The organism is Bacteroides sp. AF32-8BH (genome assembly GCF_003435205.1).
In the GTDB taxonomy this organism is placed as follows: Bacteria; Bacteroidota; Bacteroidia; order Bacteroidales; family Bacteroidaceae; genus Bacteroides; species Bacteroides ovatus.
Genome location: NZ_QVLZ01000005.1, coordinates 1 through 19,089 on the forward strand (window position 1 = coordinate 1; position 19,089 = coordinate 19,089).

At 38.6% G+C, this 19,089-nt stretch carries 11 protein-coding genes; 3 read left to right on the forward strand and 8 right to left on the reverse strand.

Features of this window, described 5'->3' with window-relative positions:
• Window positions 1-69: 69 nt before the first annotated feature.
• From DWZ47_RS04840 to DWZ47_RS04875, 8 genes are all read right to left on the reverse strand, one after another.
• The gene (locus tag DWZ47_RS04840; RefSeq protein ID WP_004317344.1) at window positions 70-1,431 is read right to left on the reverse strand and encodes a DUF4302 domain-containing protein; all 1,362 of its coding nucleotides are present in this window, start codon (window positions 1,429-1,431) and stop codon (window positions 70-72) included.
• Window positions 1,432-1,437: 6 nt separating this feature from the next.
• A complete protein-coding gene (locus DWZ47_RS04845; protein WP_004317346.1) occupies window positions 1,438-2,436 on the reverse strand; it encodes a putative zinc-binding metallopeptidase in 999 nt (332 codons plus the stop codon).
• A gap of 1 nt (window position 2,437) precedes the next feature.
• Window positions 2,438-4,120, reverse strand: coding sequence for a RagB/SusD family nutrient uptake outer membrane protein (locus tag DWZ47_RS04850; protein ID WP_032851443.1), 1,683 nt, complete (start codon window positions 4,118-4,120; stop codon window positions 2,438-2,440).
• A gap of 14 nt (window positions 4,121-4,134) precedes the next feature.
• Complete coding sequence (locus tag DWZ47_RS04855; protein ID WP_117512424.1) at window positions 4,135-7,455, reverse strand: SusC/RagA family TonB-linked outer membrane protein; 3,321 nt, start codon at window positions 7,453-7,455, stop codon at window positions 4,135-4,137.
• 21 nt (window positions 7,456-7,476) lie between these two features.
• A complete protein-coding gene (locus DWZ47_RS04860) occupies window positions 7,477-9,606 on the reverse strand; it encodes a DUF4906 domain-containing protein (RefSeq protein WP_117512425.1) in 2,130 nt (709 codons plus the stop codon).
• A gap of 284 nt (window positions 9,607-9,890) precedes the next feature.
• Window positions 9,891-11,513, reverse strand: a complete 1,623-nt coding sequence (locus DWZ47_RS04865) for a hypothetical protein (protein WP_004324097.1) — start codon at window positions 11,511-11,513, stop codon at window positions 9,891-9,893.
• Window positions 11,514-11,629: 116 nt separating this feature from the next.
• On the reverse strand, window positions 11,630-12,772 hold the full coding sequence (gene araJ, locus DWZ47_RS04870; RefSeq protein ID WP_008646862.1) for an MFS transporter AraJ: 1,143 nt from the start codon (window positions 12,770-12,772) through the stop codon (window positions 11,630-11,632).
• A 301-nt stretch (window positions 12,773-13,073) separates the two neighbouring features.
• On the reverse strand, window positions 13,074-14,483 hold the full coding sequence (locus DWZ47_RS04875) for an alpha/beta hydrolase family protein (protein WP_117512426.1): 1,410 nt from the start codon (window positions 14,481-14,483) through the stop codon (window positions 13,074-13,076).
• Window positions 14,484-15,358: 875 nt separating this feature from the next.
• On the opposite strand from DWZ47_RS04875, the gene DWZ47_RS04885 reads away from it, so the two are divergent.
• From DWZ47_RS04885 to DWZ47_RS04895, 3 genes are all read left to right on the forward strand, one after another.
• Complete coding sequence (locus DWZ47_RS04885) at window positions 15,359-16,885, forward strand: sulfatase-like hydrolase/transferase (protein ID WP_117512427.1); 1,527 nt, start codon at window positions 15,359-15,361, stop codon at window positions 16,883-16,885.
• 113 nt (window positions 16,886-16,998) lie between these two features.
• Window positions 16,999-18,657, forward strand: a complete 1,659-nt coding sequence (locus tag DWZ47_RS04890; RefSeq protein ID WP_117512428.1) for a hypothetical protein — start codon at window positions 16,999-17,001, stop codon at window positions 18,655-18,657.
• 21 nt (window positions 18,658-18,678) lie between these two features.
• Window positions 18,679-19,083: a hypothetical protein gene (locus DWZ47_RS04895; protein ID WP_004302780.1), complete on the forward strand. Its 405-nt coding sequence runs from the start codon at window positions 18,679-18,681 to the stop codon at window positions 19,081-19,083.
• Window positions 19,084-19,089 lie beyond the last annotated feature (6 nt).

A 19,089-nucleotide genomic window follows, 5' to 3' on the forward strand; every position in this document is an offset into this window, starting at 1 on the left:
GTCTGGGCTTTGCGCATAAAAAAGGCTGTGTCAGCGTTTTGACACAACCTCATAAATGTAAAGTAAACTTTAGAACGTCATAGGTACGCCTACCATGACACCAAGTGTCTTATCTTCTGCAGGAATTAGCGAGGACATCACATATTGGCTGGAATTGTTGTACAAAGCCGGCCAGCTTTTAATGAAGAATTTGTGTTTTTTAAAGTAACCATCTAAAATAGGTGACAGACATTTGTCGAACTCTTCGTGATTAGGATTGCTTGTATCGAACGGTGTATAATCTCCAAAAGTGATAGAACCATCTGAATTCTTCTGATAGTTGAATGTATAATAGAATCCGTAAGTATCGGCTCCTAATGAACCGTTTTGATATATTTTATAACCAATCTCCACTATACTTCCGTCTGTGTACATGTGTATGGCAACATACACAATATAGAATTGAGTTTGAGTGAATGCAAATAAATTCGAAACAGCAGCTTTATGTTTATCAAAATATTCGGATGACCATTGATTTTGTATATCGTTGTACACTACCATTGTCTGATGAATTGCTCCTGGAGGTGCATTGAATAGAGGAACAATTGGTGTAGTACCTCCTTTAATTTCAAGTATATCATTGCCTACTTGTGTAGTGTATCCGGTGGATGTCTTGTTGAACTGATAAATTTCGTAACCATTAAGGATTAACGGGTTCATCATTACGATATTTCCGTTCAGGTCTATTTTAGAACCTTCTATTTGTAGGGTCGGATTTCCATTGTTAGCGGATAAGAAACCTGTTTTTCTACCATTAGATACAAAATCATACGCTTGTCCTTTATAACTGAAAGTGAAGTATTTTTTTTGATAGATAGGAGCCTGATCCTGATTTTCCATTAAGGCGCCATTTTTGATGGCCTCTCTTTCCTCATTGGTAGCTTTAGTCAGTGTAGCTTCCATTTTGTTTTTTCTTCCTTTTAGGAGAAACTGATCGTTTTTGTAGGATATAATCTCGTATTCGTAGTCTGCTCCTAATCCGGTTCCTGCTTGTCCTGCACCATTCATCAGCTGGTTGGGATCTGCAAAGATAGATAAGAAAGAGTATGTATCAAATGATATAGTTGGTCCTTGTAGTGGCTTGAGTATATAGCTACTTTCAAACGGACTTGCTTTCAAGTCGCGGTAATATTCTACATAATCGAACATCATAGATACTCGATTGTCTGCAGTGAATTGCATCCATAAGGTGTGAATACCTCCTAATTGGGTATTTATTTCTGCAATCCATCCATCGGGAGCTCCTGTGAGTATATCAGTATATTCCTGCATTTTAGTTTGAATCCGTTTATCCGGGTTTTCCATATAAATGTCGGTTTCATTATTGCAAGATGAAAATATACTGCACAATGCTACACAGGTTAGAAGATAATATGTATAAACTATTTTCATAATTATTTATTCTGGAGTGTTTTCATTTACAATTTGATTAATAGCATCTTGTACTAAAGATACTAATCCTTTATTTCCCATTGCGTCGTCATAAAACTGTACGTTCCATACATTTTTAAAGTAATTGATCACAATTTCTTCTTTAGCCAGTAATCTGGTTAAAGCCGTTTGTGCCTGATTGGCAAGGGCTATACGCTGTGCTGTTTCTTCTGCTGTTTCTCCCTCTGAAGGAGGAGACGTTGTTAAACTTTTGAGCAAATTAATTCGATAGTCACGCCATTCTTTTCCATACACCATAATTAATGATGCCACTTCAACGAAATCTTCATCAACTCCCGACATTGCGTATGCGGAATAGAATCCGGCAAGTAATGCGCTTACTTCCGTTTCAGAAGTCCATCCTGTCGGATTATAATCTCCGGCGGATATATCTTTGAAACTGGAATCATACATTTTGGTTTGATGGAGAATATGAGCGAATTCGTGTTCAATGGTATGCATGATAGAACGTATCCAGTCTGCATCACTCGGATTGTAGCTATTACCATCAAATAGTGTAATTTTACGAGCGCCTTCAGCCTGTCCTAATACTTGACTGCCATCTGCATTATATTCCGGGCTACCTACCAAAATGATTTTCTTAGGTGTCATTTCTCTAAGAAATTTATCTCCTGCCAATTGTTTATAAGGCTCAAACCACACTCGTTGAATCATATCCATAGAAGGTTTTACGAAGCGTTCCATAATGGGGACTAGTTGGGCGGTAGTGTTCAGTTCATAACTGTTCCATTTATATTTCACTTCGATATTGTAAGCTTGGGTATAGTTTTCATATAACCATTTATCCAGTTCATTTTTTTGCTCGTCATTTCCACCCAATCCATAAATCTCTTGGTCAAGATTGAGTTTGTCCTCATTACAGGCAGTGAAAATAACAGTACTAATGCAGAATAGTAGCATGAAATATGCTTGTATCCATTTGGCAATGTGATTTGTTGTTTTCATTTTATTCCCATGTATTATTTACGTTATTTCTTGGATTAAGTTTTATTCCCGAAATAGTTGCCATTTCCGGAATTTGTAGTACCCTTCGGTCGTCGTCCGGCATTAAGCTGGACTTGCTGCCGTTAGCTTGGGTATGGGTGACGGGGATATTCCAGCGTACAATATCATACCATCTAAGTCCTTCATTATAAAACTCTATACTTCTGAAATCAAGTATTGCAAGTAGGATACCTTTTTTCAAATCACTCCAAGAGTCTGTCTGATTGTACTTATTGATGAAGTGATCAGTATTATTAAGTTTGGTTTTATAGAAATTGAGTATCTTATCGCGTGTAATACATAATTCTTTAGAATCATAATATCTGCTTGATGCCGGGCTTCTTGCTATAACAAAACGTTGGCTGGCATATAAATTTAGATCAGCGATAGCTTTGTCATATTGGTTAAGCATTAGGTAGGCTTCTGCACGGTTTAATAACACTTCTTCCATTCTCAAAACAGGAATATTGGCATACGGCAAAAAGTTGGATGCGTCTAAAGATTCTTGTTTAGTAAATTGGGTAAATTTAGGTATGAAGTAGAAATTGGATGTACCGTAATAGGGAATAGCCCACATGCCATTTGTAACATTATCTGCATTGATTGTCTTGCCAATGTCAGTAGAAGATAAACCATATCTTGAATAGAAGGGTAATTCTCCCCAGGCGATTGAAGACAATGCTTCTGTAATCAATAAATTGGCATTGGTGGAAGAACTGCAGAAATACGAACGCATTTCAATATATCCGCTTGCATCCATGTAAGTTGTTGCAAAAGGATGAAAGTTGTTGCTTACAAACGAAAATGCAGGATCATCTTTTGAGATATATTGTTGCGGTGTACCATCTTGATTTTTAAGAGGTTCTCCTTTACTATCCGTCAATGTTTCAAATTGTGACGGTATGGAAATGAGTTGATTGGCATATTCAAGTACCTTATCATATTGTTTCATTAATAGATAAAGACGGGTACCAAAGGCGGCAGCTGATTTCTTATTGAAATGATATTTGGGAGCTGTATAAATGCTTCCATCCGTCATAAGAGGATAACTGTCCTCAAAATCTTGTGTGATTTTTCTATAAGTGTCTGCCACTGTCTCCCGGTCATATTGTTCTACTGGCTGTGTTTCTGGTTTCTCTACATAAGGAATACCCGGATATAACGATGCAGTCGATTCGTCATATTGTTGGGCAAAGAGTGAAGCAAGACAAAAATGTGAGAAGGCTCTGGTCATGAGTGCTTCTCCCTTTTGATTGATTGTGCTTGAAGGTGTTCCTAACTCGTCGATAGAAATAAGCGCCTGGTTAGATACTGCAATAGCTGCATAGCATCCTGTCCAGAAGTTTTCGAAGGAATCATTTCCATCTTCTATCACGTCTTTCCATAAGAAATTTTCACCCATAAAGCTGAATAATGCTCCTGGTTGCGCACCAGAGTAAACACTTCCGAAGTCGGTTATGTAATCACAACGGGTATTGACAATAGCCGCATAAGAAACTTTAGGATACGCATTTACTAGTAATGCGGATACTTTATCCGGAGAATCTATTTGAGTACGTTCGTCGGGTACTTTGTCCAGAAAGTCAGAGCAACTGGTACAAAAGGACATGATTCCAATATATAAGTATATTTTAATTCTCTTCATTGTATAAGGATGATTTAGAAACTGACATCTAATGAAAAAATAACTTGTTTTTGTATCGGTTGGGCTACGCCACCGGTATTGACAAATTCAGGGTCTTGTCCATTCAATTTTTTATCAGAGTATAGTAACCATAAGTTTTTGCCGGTTACTCGTAAACGAATATCAGAGAACAACTTCCACGATTTAAAAAGCTTCTGCGGAATGGTATATCCTACAGATAATGATTTAAGACGGATGAAATCTCCTTTTGCTACCCGTATATCTGAATAATTGTATGCTGAATAAGGATAAGTACTGCTCAAATCTGATATCAGATCTTTATCAGCTATTGCAGGGATATTAGTATGTTTCTCATCTCCTCTGAATTCCCATCTGTTAAAGAACTCTTTGGGGGTTGCTTGAGAATCATTATAACTGCTGTTAAATACAGGATTCAACCGGATTACATTTCCGGCTTGGAAAGTGAAGAAAATATCTAATGAGATACCTTTCCAAGTAAAGGAATTGTTAAATCCTCCTGTATATTTGGGATCTGTCGGTCCTTCGTATTTTAAGTAATCTGTTGAAGTACTTTGGAAATTGATATCACTGGTGATAGTGCCATTCTCATCATAGAACATCGGTACACCATTTTCCGGATTCAGACCGGCAAATGGTATAGAGAAAAGCCCGTTCACCGGATACCCGTTTTTATTTCCTCCTGTGATTCCTACCAACGTGTTGACTTGTGGTTGTTGCATTGAATTCTTGATTTCATTTTTGGAATATCCCATAGTGAAAGAACTTGACCACATGAAATCTTTTGTTACAATAGGTTTTCCTGACAATGTTATATCGAAACCGGAGGCGCTTAAGTCGGCACTATTGGCCCATTTATATCTTTCTCCTCCAATTCCGGAGACTTTTATTACACTTAACAAGTCGAAACTGTTTCGGATAAAATAGTCAAAAGAGAAGTCGAGTCTTCCTTTAAGGAAAGTGGCATCAAAACCAAAATTAGATTGATAACTCTTTTCCCATGTCAAATCAGAATTACCTAATGTGTAAATTTCAATGCCTGATTCGATGTCCGTACTTGGGCGCGTAGTATTAGAATTTATAAAAATAGGTGTTGCATTTGATAATGGAGGCATACTGGCTGTTAATCCAACGCCGGCACGTAGCGCTAATACATCCAGCCAGACAAAGTCTTTCATAAACGTCTCATTACCTATATTCCATTTCCCACTGATATTCCAGGTAGGCAGCCAGCGGGCTGAACTGGAATTTGCCATTGTGTTGGAGCCGTCATACCGTACTGTTCCGGAGATGGAATATCGTCTGTCATAGGTGTAATCAACATTTGCATAAAAAGCGGCAAAACGATCGTATGTCAAAGCTCTTGAATAATAATCAAAATTTTGCTCGATCATTTGTTTCATTATAAGATAGTTCATACTAACAGTGCCTCCCATGTCATATTGGAATCCGTAGCCGGTGTTGCTGTTCGTTTGTCTATCGGAATATTTGATTTGTTGTCCTAATAATGCGTTGAACTCATGTTTCTCATTCCATATTTTGCTGAAACTAACAGAGTTTCTTATATCATAATTTAATAATAAGTTTTCGGCAGTATTATAGAATCCCCCTTTGGGGAGAACAACAATCGATTCGGCTGACGGATCACTAGGGTCCTTGTAGAGGTAGGGATTGTTTTCTCGAATGGTAGAATTGCCAGCTGCACGATAAGCATTTGCCATATTAGAATTTTCGTGTATTTCATGCTCTTGCTTTGAACGTACATAGCGGATAGCTCCGGTAAAATTGTATTTCAATCCTTTAAAAATTTGCCAGTTAAATTCGGCTTGGGCTTTTAAATCTATCACATTCAATTTAATATAGTTATTATCGAGTTCTTCTAAAATATTGAATGGGGCAAAGTTGAGTGTATAATATTCCCGTTCTCCATTTGAGTCGTATGCTCGTAATGCACGGCTTGTGTTTAATGCATAATTGAACGGATTTATATCAAAATTACGTGAAGAAATACCGCTTACAACGTCACTGGAACGACTTAATGAACCGGGAGCGTTCTGCATTCTGACAGAACCTATCGTTTGAAAACTAAATCCGATTTTGTCATTTAGCTGGTAGTCATTTCGGAAGTTCATTGTGATTCGATTCACTTTGTCGGCAACAGTCCATCCCGGATCGTTCAAAAAGCCTAATGAAATGTAGGATTTCGACTTTTGTGAACCACTTGATACACTTAATGTATGTTCATTCATTATGGAATTAGTAAATAGCAGATCAAACCAGTCTGTATTAGCTGCTGCGTGTTCCATTAAAAAGTTGTGACGGGCTGCATATGTATTCTCTAAAAGGTATTGTTGCTTTGATTCATCCCATGTGTTGATTCTATTATACATGATTCCATAAATACCGGAAGACTGGTTATTTACAATGTCCGAAGTTAATAAGCCTTTTCGTTCCATTTCTGCATACACAGACATTTGATCGGCTGAATTCATAATATTGAATTCAGAATAACGTGGTTTGGTCCGTACTGTGTAGTTTCCGCTATAATGAATACGTGGTTTTCCTTCTTTTCCTCTTTTAGTCGTAATTACAACTACTCCATTCATGGCTCTGGCTCCATATAATGCTGTTGCGGCAGCATCTTTTAGTACGTCAATTGTTTCGATATCGTTAGTATTGATACCTGCTACGGAGGAGCCTAACAGGGTGGTAGGGTCACCGCTTGCTAGTTGGTCGTTAGATACATTTACCACATCTTCTAATACGATTCCATCTACTACCCACAAAGGTTTGTTTTCTCCATTGATAGACGTGGCACCACGTACACGTATTTTGGGGGCACTACCAAAGGTACTCGATACATTCTGAATAGATACTCCGGCTGCTTTGCCTTCCAGCATACGGCTTATGTCTGTTTCACCGGGCAAATTAATATCATCAGCTTTGATTTTAACGGAAGAGCCGGTAAAGGTTGTTTTTTTAAGATTCTGAAACCCGGTGACTACTACCGCATCCAATAAAACAGAAGATTCTGATAATAATATCGTTACTTTCTTTTGTGTTCCAATGTTAACCTCTTTAGTTTCGTATCCCATAAAACTGACGATAAGGATATCGTTATTATTGACCTTTAAGGTAAAATTACCATTATTGTCCGTAGTTGTTCCGCTCTTGACGTTCTTTATAGTAACACTGGCAAATGGGATAGGCTCCTGGTTAGTAGCATCTAGCACCTTGCCGGTAATACTATGTTGTGCACTGGCCCTTGTAAGGCCAATGCACAATATGATAAATAATAGAATAATGTGTTTATTCATGTACCTGTTTTCTTTGGTGATTTATTCTTTTACACAACGTACGCTATAACCTAAGTATCTGCCGTCTGCATTGTTAGGCATGATGGGAAAGAATGGTCCGTCATATTCGTCCACTAATGTTGCAGAGAATATATGATAACTATAGGCATTATTAGGATTGTCCGGATAACTGCCTAGCCAACCATTTTGTGCAGTTTTGTATTCAAACAAACTTCCTCCCGGATATTGACCGGTAATGGCATTTAAATGTCCTCCAAACGGGTAAAATATTTTTATGGAACTATTATTAGGGCAAAGATATATACCATTGTCAATGTCTTCTCCGTTTATTTCATCATAAGTGTTCATTTTATAAGGCACTCTCCAGCCTGCCGGACATGGATCGTATAGTGTTTTGGTTTTTTCATCACTCTTTTTGTACCATAATTCTGTACTACCACTGCCTTCAATTAACCAGTCTTTATAAGTAAAATGGTCTGCATCTCCCAAGAAATAGGTATCCGGGTTTTTCACAGCTGTTTCTTTAGATACGGGACCTTTTGCTGTTTTGATATGAATGGAGTAAACGTCTCCCCCTAAAGAGCTGGTTCCTAACTTAGTGATTTGGCTCCAATCAGTCATTATCGGATCCTTTCGACCGCATTGATAATACATACCGATCGTTTTCGCACCGTCAGTTGGTGTTGCACTTAGTGCGCCTAAGTTGCGATCCATCATTGCCTGCGTGGACCCATCTTTCGTTTGATTGTTATCAATTCCCCCAAAACGGTAGATAGCTCCTCCTGTAACATCTGCTTTTCCAGGGTTTTGAGAAATTGCAGGAATTATTCCATTAATATCTCCTCCCGGATTATAATCTGTAATCCAAATGTGCCAGCTCCATAATGGTTTAGCGTCTTGAGCAGGTTCTCCTGCTGTTGCGTCGTAAATACCTATTAATACATTACCTTCGTTTCCTGTAGGTTTGATTCCTATATAATCATTGGCGGAGCTTCCTTGTTGGGTGGTGAATTTCAGTAATTCCTTGGAACTATCTTTTGTTATGATACGGGCAATCCATTTAGTTACTTTTCCTTGGTTGTTTCCGTCATTCAACATATGATCTGTTTTGAAGCCGCCTTCTTCTGTTCCCCAAAATGCATTTACTCGTTTCACAGGAACCAGTAGCTCATGTTCTGAATTTGGATTCAGTATATAGCAGTTAGCTTCAGCTGCAATGCCTTCTAATGGAATCTTTTCAATAGTGATGCGTTTATCACTGGCATCTGCCAGATTAAGATTAATATTGTAATTATATGCATTATTTCTTGTTACATTGAAATCTTTTTCATTTTCTCCAATGAACATTTTGAAAGTTGCTATTTCTTTATTGCCTTCACTCATTCTTTCACCAACAATTTCAATGAAAGTCGCTAGTTTATCTGTTACCTTGTCTTTGTCTGTTGTGATATTAGAATTTGTTCCCATCAGGTTCTCCGCTATGTAATGGGTATAATTTTCTTCACCGATAGTACATGGGATTTCACTATAGTCTGCAATATTACCTTGGGATAATGTTCCCTTACTAAAGTAATACATTTTATATATATTCTTTAATGCTATGGAAGTTAGCTGGAAGTCAGAAGAGGTATTATTGATAGTGAATTTTACTTCAGCTGCAATTCGTTCTAATGTGATAGCATCTAATGTTTGATTTTCTTTGGTAATAGAAACTACTTGCTCTCCTACTAGCGGAATTGCGTTAGATGAATTGACTGGTAATGTATAAATAGTATTCTTTAGTGCTTCATAGGTTTGTTTTCCTAATTGGAAAACAATGCTTTTATCTACATTAGCAATTACTACCAGTTTCATATTAGCCCCTGCTACTAATTCTACTGTTTCTGCAGAGTTGATACTGAATCGTAGTTCTTTTATAACTGCAACATTCTTACCTTGTTGATCGAATTCTAATAACCAAAAGTTTTCAATAGAAGTTCTGTTATCATTTATATTGGTTTCCATTGCGTTGATAGGAGCAATATTTAATGATACATTTACATTTGTTTTTTCTCCTTCCGGAATAATAGAGGTGTTTTCGTCGTCTTTTGAACAAGAACTGAAAATTGCGCTTATGATAAGATATGCGCTAAGCCAAATTAGGTTCTTCATAATTCTAGTTTTAAATAATTAATATTGATTTTTTTGCTATATCACATTTTATATTATATATTAATAGTTTAATCAAGATGTTATTATAGAATCTGATTTTGCTTACGTTTGATATTGCAAAGTTATGGAATATGATTTATGAATACAAAAAAAGCATTGGACAATAGATATTATATAAATCGCTAATAATTAATGTGTTAATGTAAATAGGTATAGATCACCATTGGACAAATGGCAATTAAATCCTTTTATTATGAATAGATGTTAATGCAAGAAGGGATATTTCAGAATCTTTGAATAAAATCATCTAAAGAGATGTTTTTATCTGTAATGTTTAGTTTTTCTTGTTTGATTCTAAGTTTTCTTTTGCTAATTGCAGCTTTACTTCTGCAGTAGATATTGGCAAGGGTATTTAAATCTAATTGTATTTTTATTAAACAGCAGAACTGAATTTCATTTTTGTCGAGTAGTGGATATTCTTTCTTTAGTCTTACTGTAAATTGATCAAAAGTAGCATTAATATCTTTTTCCAGATTAGCAAAATCCTCATTAGAAAGTTTGATAACGAGATCGTTTGCTTTATTATTTAGAGATGGAATGTTGATAGCCACTAATCTGCGTAAAAAGTCTGCTTGTAGTGAAGATAGTTTTTCTTCTTTTTGAAGATTTTCTATAGCTTGCTGTTGTAGTTTATCTTTGGCTTGAGATATTTCTCTTTCTTGTTTTCGTATACGTTCACTCTTCTTTTTGTAGGTTATGAAGTAGCATAATCCTGTAATTAGTAACGCGAAAGCTGCAATTGCACTTATTTTATATACAAGAGAACTAATTTCTTCCATCTTTTTAGATAGTTCTTTGTTGTTTTTCTGCAGTTTTTCGTTTTGAAATAGATTCTGCATTTTAATAATTGCCACGCTTTGGTTTTGATCTTCTATCGAATCTCTTAATAGTTCATAGGTTTTGATAAATTCTAACGCTTTAAGAATGTTCCCTTTTTTTTCATAAATTTCTCCCAGATAGCTATAACTGAGTGCTTTTGCATATATATATTGGTTTTTACTACTTAGGGTAAAATAATGGATAGCAGAATCATATTGTTGTATATCTTGAAAGATTACTCCTTTGATAATGTAATTGTTATATCGGTCAATTGAATCCTTTTCACATGCAATGGCCTCATTGCAGATTTTTAGTGCGGAAATATAATCTTTTTTATTTATATATGCATAACATATATCGTTTAAAGCAGAAGAGGTGGCTTTGGGATGTACTTTTTGAGCAATAGGGAATGCCTTTTCGAAAAAATAAAGTGCGCTATCGATTTGCTCTTTGGTGGAATAAGCATGTCCCAGATCTGCCAATGCATAATAAATAGACAGACTATCTTTAGAAATCTGTGCATAATTATATCCTCTCCATGCCTCTGTTAACTTATAATCAAATAATCCTTGTTTAGAGTAGATGTCGCACAAGTCATGGGAAATTTTGAATGCTAGATTGTAGTCATTTGCTTTTTCCGCAAAATCTCTTGCTTTTAATAAGTATTGAGCAGCTTCTTCTATGTTTCTTATTTCTTTACTGATAAGTGCAGTATAAAAATATGTTCTTGCTGTTAGTATCGGGTCAGATGTGTCTTTGGAAAAATAATCAAAAGCTTTAAAAACAAATGAGTCCGGAACTAAACTTTGAGCATTGTTATATTTTGCTTGAGCTACTAATAGGCACCATTTTGCATAATCCTTTGGGGACATATTTTCAGGATGCTGGATAGCTTTCAAATATGTCAGGGAACTATCAGGATAAAAATTTATTAGTTGGTCAGCCTTTGATAGATTGGGATGCGGATTGCAAGAAGTAAATATACTAATTACTCCCATAATAATTGTGATAAGTGTATCTTTCCTCATTCCCATTTATCAAGACTTAACAGACCTTACAAAAGTATGAGTAAAAATATAATTCTACAAGACTTTAAAGTGAATTTTATCTTGCAGCAGAAAGTAGGGTAGCTTTTACTAGTTATTTAATATTTTGCCTGATATTTCTTATAGAAAATCAGGAATAAAGTAAATCCAATTAGAGCAAATGGTACACCCGCCAGGGACGGATAACGGTATCCACCACTAACAGCCAGTCCGCCTGCATAAGCACCGATGGCATTTCCGAGATTGAATGCAACCTGCACGCAGGCTGCTCCCAGCATTTCTCCTCCTTTTGATACGCGGATAATTAATATCTGCTCCGGACTGGATACAGCGAACAGTCCTGCCGTACAAAGGCACATCAACAGGGCTGCTGCCCATTTATAGGGAGAAAGGAAGAAAATGAGCAATAACATAATACAGATAAGTGCTTGAGCGGCAGTCCCTATTTTTCCGGGGGTGTAGCGGTCGGAGAGACGTCCGCTAATCAGGTTTCCCACTACCATACCGAAGCCGGCAAGGATCATTAAAGGCGTAATGCTTTCTGCGGAGAAGCCGGACACATTGGTAAGCATCGGATTGATGTAGCTATACCAGCAGAATACACCGCCATTACCTAGTGCCGTAGCACCGAGAATCAGCCACGGAGCCGGAGTTCTAAGAAAGCGGAATTGTCCTTTAAAGCCGGTATCCTTTAAGCCTTCTACATGCGGAACCCATCGCCAGATATAATATAGGATAACAATTCCCCAGATACCGACCAGCAGGAAAGTGGCACGCCAGGAAAGCATGGTACTTAGGGAAGTGCCCAAAGGTACACCAAACAGGTTGGCAATGGTCATTCCTGCAATCATGATGGAGACGGCTTCCGAACCTTTACCCTTGTCGGCCAGTTTCTCTGCAACAATAGAGCCTACTCCGAAGTATGCACCATGAGGCAAGCCGGAGATAAAACGGGCAGCGAGCAACACCCAGTAATTGGGAGCCATAGCCGCACAGATATTACCTATCATAATTAAGGTAACTAATACTAACAGAATATGTTTTAGCGGATATTTGCGAGCCAATGTTAATACAGGTGCACCGACACAGACGCCTAATGCATAAGCAGAAATGAAATGCCCTGCGGTAGGAATACTAATACCTAAATCTTTTGCCACATCGGGCAAAATTCCCATCATTACAAATTCGGCAATACCTAATCCTAGTGTGCCGAACGCCAATGCAATAAGACTCTTCTTCATACAAAACTTAACCTTAATACCTGTTACCTTTTTACCTTACTATTATTTGCCGCTTATTTATTTCGGCTGCAAAGGTAAAACAAAATCTTTCAGGGTGAGTTCGATGAGATAGATTTTGATTTAAATCAAATTAGACAATGTTGGTGTAAGCTGATGATGGGAGATTTATGTAGTATATGTAAATTGTAGCCATTTACTTTCTTTCCAATTCTTGCAAATATTTGAAGAATTTGCAAGAATTAGCAAGAAAAGAATGTGATATTGAAAAATGTGTACTTGCTAAGTAATATCATTAATAGACTTATTGTTTCCTTATCCATTCAATGATATCTTTCAATACTTCCGGATTGATTGTTTCTTCCAACTGCCCGTATTCGGCCAATGTTCCTTTTTTGCAAGTCTGAAACAGGTGATTTAAGTTCGGATAGGCTTTGACTGTTACATTTTTGTTTCCATTTCCGGTGATTCTTTCCTGAATGGCAGCAAGATTCATGGCGGCATCCACTTGAATATCCTTTTCTCCGTTCAGAGCCAGAACCGGACATTTTAGTTTCTTCAAATCCTGGGCCGGGTCATATCTCATAAAATGAAGATACCACGGAGAAGTCATCGAACTGATTTGTGCGGATAGTTGCTGGATGGTATTCAGGTCTTTCAATTGTTCGGGAGACATTGTTTTTGTAACGTCTGCATACAGTTCTTTCTGCAACTCTTCGGGAGTTTTGTCTGTTTGTTGCAGTATGGCATATCTGTTCCGTATCGAAGGCTTCATCCCTTGCCAGACGGCATCCGGCATTCCCTGGGATTTAGAGATTAACTCTACCTGCTTCAGCATCAGACTGTCGCCTCTCACGCCGGCTCCTGCCAATGAAACGACAAATGCAATGGATGGGTCCTTTTTGGCAACGATGAATGCAATGATTCCGCCTGCACTATGTCCGATAATTCCGATTTTCTTTGCATTTATTTCTTTTCTGCTGCGCAGATAATTCACCATTGCTTCCGTATCTGTGGCAAAATCCTCATTGGTAGCTGTTGCGTGAGTACCTTGTGAAGCGGCAGTACCCCTGTCATCACATCTAAGCACAGCAATTCCGTTTCGGGTCAGATAATCGGCGATGACAAAGAAAGGTTTGTGTCCCATGATTTCCTCATCCCTGTTCTGCGCACCGCTTCCCGTCACCATTACCACTGCCGGAAATTTAGTTCCTTTTTCGGGAAGAGTCAATGTTCCGGCAAGGTTAATTCCATCGCGTTCATTCCTCACGGTGACTTCTTCACTTCTGTAAGGGAAAGGCGGTTGAGGCTCCTGCGGACGCTTGGGGCGGCTGGCTTCTCCCTTTTTCAAATTCAACGGAAGGGGCATCCCTTGTGTAAATGTTCCGTTGATTGTGTTATCACTGTTCAGCTTTCCTTTGTACGAAGCATGAATCACAGGTATCTGGATAATTAAAGTAGAATCATTGAAAGAAGTAGTCTGTGTCTTGATACCGTTGGCTCCTTGGTCGGGACTGTCCAGTGTGGTCACATAAGCGCCTTGTTCCGTTTGACTGATGTGGAATACAATAGTCAATGAACCGGTGGGAATGGAAAGTTTTCCGTGCCAGGTTCCCGAAATATCTTGGGCGGAAACAGAGGATGAGAAGAACACTCCGGCTAATAGTCCGGTAATGAATAATATAACGATGTAGGTAGCCTTAACTATTTTCATAAGCGAAAAATTAGGTTTAATCTTAATTGTGAATATAAGATATATACAAAGGTAACAATTTTCCTCATTATAAAAATAAGACATTACCTAATCTTGTCAGAATCCGGTAATATCTTATTGGGCTGTTCCTGTATACTATTACAGTTTTTATTGTTAAGCACAACCTCTATTCCAAACTATATAGCCTCCCTTAAAAAACGATGATTCTTAAAAAAGGAATATTTAATCATCGGAGAAGGACATAAATCGCAGTTTGGTAAAGAAAAACCGGAAAATGCCATGCATTTGTAATTACGTGATTCTCTATTTTCGCTGTTTTGAGAATATACTAATCGAATTGTGATAGATTCTTAATTCTTTTTGTTATTTGGAGAGTAGATACCTGAATAACCAATCATTTTATTATTTTCTCCTTTCCAATATATTATGATAAACTAGGGAGAAAATATTTCTTAATAGTCCATTTTTATCTTCTTCACCGGAGAACGATAGCTTCCTCGGTGAGGAACAAGTCGATGCACACCGAGGAACACTTCGTTGGTTTTAAGGCAATGAACGGTTCCCGAATAGAGAAAGATGTATATCTTGTTTGGCTTTATGCAATATTAGACTGTTTTTTGTATGCTCATGCGTTTATTTATACAGTTTATTTTCTAGTTTGCTACTTTCTAACTGGCTATTTTCCTGTAGAATATTAAAAGTAGAACATTGACAGGCCTATGCTATCATTTCGAGTTAATTCATCACACGCATTTTCATACCTTATTTCTCTGGAATAGTTGCAGGATGGACATTTCTCCCCATTATTAAACATTTGTTCTACATAAATAAATAAGTGGTGGCTAAATTTGCATCGTTATTAACTACATAATATTATGAAAAAGATAATCTATCTAGTTCCTACGTTGTCTTTAGTAGGTTGTACCTCACAGCACGTAGAAGAAAAGCCGAATGTGATTGTGATTCTTGCCGATGATCTGGGATTTGGTGATGTCAGCGCTTACGGCTCTACTACGATTCATACTCCGAATATCGACAGTCTGGCTCATGGCGGAGTTTGTTTCATGAACGGATATGCCACTTCGGCAACTTCCACTCCCAGCCGTTACGCTTTGATGACCGGAATGTATCCGTGGAAAAATAAAGATGCAAAAATCCTGCCGGGAGATGCTCCTCTTATCATTAATGAAAATCAGTTTACCTTGCCGAAGATGATGCAGCAATGCGGTTATGTGACCGGAGCTATCGGAAAGTGGCACTTGGGGATGGGAGAGGGCAATGTCAACTGGAACGAAACCGTCAAACCGGGTGCCAAAGAAATTGGTTTCGACTATTCTTGCCTGATTGCAGCAACCAACGACCGTGTCCCGACGGTTTACGTGGAAAACGGCGATGTAGTAGGACTCGATCCGGCCGATCCCATCGAAGTGAGTTACGAGCATAATTTTGAGGGCGAACCGACTGCCATTTCTCATCCGGAGATGCTGAAAATGCAGTGGGCACACGGACACAATAACTCTATAGTAAACGGAATTCCCCGTATCGGATATATGAAAGGCGGACAGAAAGCCCGTTGGAAAGACGAGGATATGGCCGACTATTTTGTAGATAAGGTAAAGAACTTTGTGACTGAACACAAAGATGCTCCTTTCTTCCTGTATTATGGCTTGCACGAACCTCACGTACCTCGTGCTCCCCACCAGCGCTTTGTGGGCAAAACAACGATGGGGCCTCGTGGCGATGCCATCGTTGAGGCAGACTGGTGTGTCGGCGAACTGCTTGCTCACTTGAAGAAAGAAGGATTGTTGGAAAAGACACTGATTATCTTCTCCAGTGATAACGGGCCGGTTCTGAATGACGGTTACAAAGACGGTGCTCCCGAACTGGCAGGCGATCATCTTCCTGCCGGAGGTCTGCGCGGAGGTAAATATAGTTTGTTCGACGGTGGTACGCATATTCCTTTGTTTGTTTATTGGAAAGGAAAGATTCAGCCGGTTGTGTCCGATGCACTGGTTTGCCAGGTAGATATTCTTGCTTCTCTGGGGGCGATGATACATGCCGATTTGCCGGAAGGTTTGGATAGTCGGAACTATCTGGATGCTTTCTTCGGAAAAGAGCAGACTGCCCGCAAGGATGTAGTGTTGGAAGCGCAGGGACGTATGGCTTATCGTTCAGGCGACTGGATTATGATGCCTCCTTATAAAGGTTCCGAACGAAACCTGACCGGAAATGAATTAGGCAACTTGGGTGAATACGGTTTATTCAATGTAAAAGCCGACCGAACTCAATACCAGAATATGGCGGCACAACAGCCCGAACTTCTGGACTCCCTGAAGCAGAATTTCTTTGCTGAAGTGGATGGTTATTATCGCAGCGAAGTAGAAGAAGAACCATTAAAATAAGGTCAAATGTTTATTCTGAACATAAATCCCGTTGATAAAACAATCGTTCTATTCTACCGGAGTTTATTTCTCTACCTTTGTTCTGTTCGATGTCGGACAATTAACCTTGAAATATGTATATGAAAATGAAAGCTTTTTTAATGTTTGTATTGCTGTTCTTATGTTCGATGGGAACAAAGGCGCAGGATTTGGGGGCGAACTATAATGAAAATATAGATTACCCGATTACGGAAATAGAGATGTTGAAACAGTCGAAAGTGAGTTGGGTGAGAGGATTTATCAATATCCCCAATCTGTTTCTTCAGAATGAAAACGGGAAGATTGTTGGTGTGAAAGAAAATGCCATCAGGACACATATTCCTACATTGAAATTTATTCAGGCCAAGAAAGCGTTGGGCGACCGTGTGAAATTCATCTTGAGTCTGAAAATACCTTTTGAATTATATACCGATACGGTTCCCAAAGTAGGAACTAAGGAGATGGAGTACATATTTCAGGCAACGGAAATATTACTGAAAACCTATGATATGGCGAAGAATATTGAAATACTTGTCATGGGTAACGAGCCGGAATGGGAGAATGCATTGGATACCGATCTCTGTCATGCGGATGGTGAAGATTATCGGGCATTTCTGAATGAGTTTGCCAATCGGCTGACTACCTGGAAACAGGCTAATGGCTGGACATTTGATATTTATGCCGGAGCATTGAACCGTGTTTCCGAGTTGCCGAAGAGCGAAACGGTACCTGCAGTAGTTTCTGTGGTTAATAACAATCCTAATGTTGTAGGGCTCGACTTGCACGTTCACGCATTGAAAATCAATCAGGCGGAAGATGATTTCCGTATTATCCGCGATAAATATGGTGTAACAAAGAAACTGATTTGCACGGAATTCTCTATGGTGCGTGCTTTAAATCCTCATGTGGCGGATGCGCTGGGAGAATGGGGAACCAAGCATGGTTATACGGCCGGGATGAAAATTTACGAATATCTTAATCTGATAGCCGAAAAAGCTAACGCCGGTACACCGGTGAGTGCAACCGAGTTCAAGAGCCTTTTTGAGAGTTATTCCTGGTATCCGAAGAATTGGTATAAAACTTTTTATGAGGTGTTCAAGAAATATGATACGTATGCCATTACCGGACGTTTTAGTGTGGTTCCCGGTGGAGCGAGAGCTGTTTACGATGCGAAGACTGAAATGTGGGAACTTGGAGGAATTTATTTTTCCCGTTATTTAGGACTTGATGCAGACGGATTCTACAATCCCAATCCATTGTTATATCCTGATTTTATTGCTGCCCGGGATGGATTGGCAGTTTCCAACCTTGTCGGAGGACAACGGGAATTGTTCATAAGTTGGGGGAATGGAGCCGATAAAACAGGTATATTGTCAGTAACAGATGAAAATGGAACAGAGGTAGTACGTCGGTCGCTTGATTCGGAGAATGACTATACATTGGTTGAAAATCTTGTTCCCGGAACGACTTATCATGTAGCATTGCTGAAATCGGATGATGCCGTGTTGTGGAAGGATGATGTTAAGACCAAGTCTGTAACAGGAGAGTTTCCTTTGTTGAAATATCAACAAGTGGATGGATATATGTTGGTACAACTATTAAATTTGCCGGATGATGTCTCATCTTATAAAGTAAAGCTGGATGGACAGGAAATCAATATAGTGAATAAGAACCTGAACGGACAAATACTTACCGCCGAAGTGACTTATAAGGATGGATCGGTAGAAATGTTGTCGACAACTATTAGAAAGTAATTATCTTAAATTTATTCGCTTATGAAAGTAATATATGTAGTGTTGGTATGTTTGTTGGCTTTCACCTCTTGTGCGGAGACGGAATATGCCGAAAACGGGGTTGATAAGAAAAATATAACAGGATATACCGAAGTTGGGTTTTATAGTTTGGATGGTATTTGTACTTTTACAGAGCAGGAACAACTTCAGGCTGCAATTAATCCTAAACGGTTGACTTATCGCCTGCAAAATTCGGATCAAAGCAAATACATTCATGTGAAGTTTGACGGGAAGCCCACGGCTGTCGGTCAAAAGATGAAGACTGAATTCTCATTCCAAGGAGTTTCTTTCCTCAAAGAAGGGATGGAGATGGAGGTAGTTCGTATAGATGGAGATAAAGTTTGGTTGTCAGGAGACAATGTGGGTGTGATTGTTCCTGCTTTTTAATCATTA

What these genes read in the sequence shown, in the direction of transcription:
- DWZ47_RS04840 (WP_004317344.1), bottom strand. Translation starts at nt 1,431, where the DNA reads ATGAAAATAGTTTATACATATTATCTTCTAACCTGTGTAGCATTGTGC.
- DWZ47_RS04885 (WP_117512427.1), top strand. Translation starts at nt 15,359, where the DNA reads ATGAAAAAGATAATCTATCTAGTTCCTACGTTGTCTTTAGTAGGTTGT.
- DWZ47_RS04845 (WP_004317346.1), bottom strand. Translation starts at nt 2,436, where the DNA reads ATGAAAACAACAAATCACATTGCCAAATGGATACAAGCATATTTCATG.
- DWZ47_RS04860 (WP_117512425.1), bottom strand. Translation starts at nt 9,606, where the DNA reads ATGAAGAACCTAATTTGGCTTAGCGCATATCTTATCATAAGCGCAATT.
- DWZ47_RS04850 (WP_032851443.1), bottom strand. Translation starts at nt 4,120, where the DNA reads ATGAAGAGAATTAAAATATACTTATATATTGGAATCATGTCCTTTTGT.
- DWZ47_RS04865 (WP_004324097.1), bottom strand. Translation starts at nt 11,513, where the DNA reads ATGAGGAAAGATACACTTATCACAATTATTATGGGAGTAATTAGTATA.
- araJ (WP_008646862.1), bottom strand. Translation starts at nt 12,772, where the DNA reads ATGAAGAAGAGTCTTATTGCATTGGCGTTCGGCACACTAGGATTAGGT.
- DWZ47_RS04855 (WP_117512424.1), bottom strand. Translation starts at nt 7,455, where the DNA reads ATGAATAAACACATTATTCTATTATTTATCATATTGTGCATTGGCCTT.
- DWZ47_RS04875 (WP_117512426.1), bottom strand. Translation starts at nt 14,483, where the DNA reads ATGAAAATAGTTAAGGCTACCTACATCGTTATATTATTCATTACCGGA.
- DWZ47_RS04895 (WP_004302780.1), top strand. Translation starts at nt 18,679, where the DNA reads ATGAAAGTAATATATGTAGTGTTGGTATGTTTGTTGGCTTTCACCTCT.
- DWZ47_RS04890 (WP_117512428.1), top strand. Translation starts at nt 16,999, where the DNA reads ATGTATATGAAAATGAAAGCTTTTTTAATGTTTGTATTGCTGTTCTTA.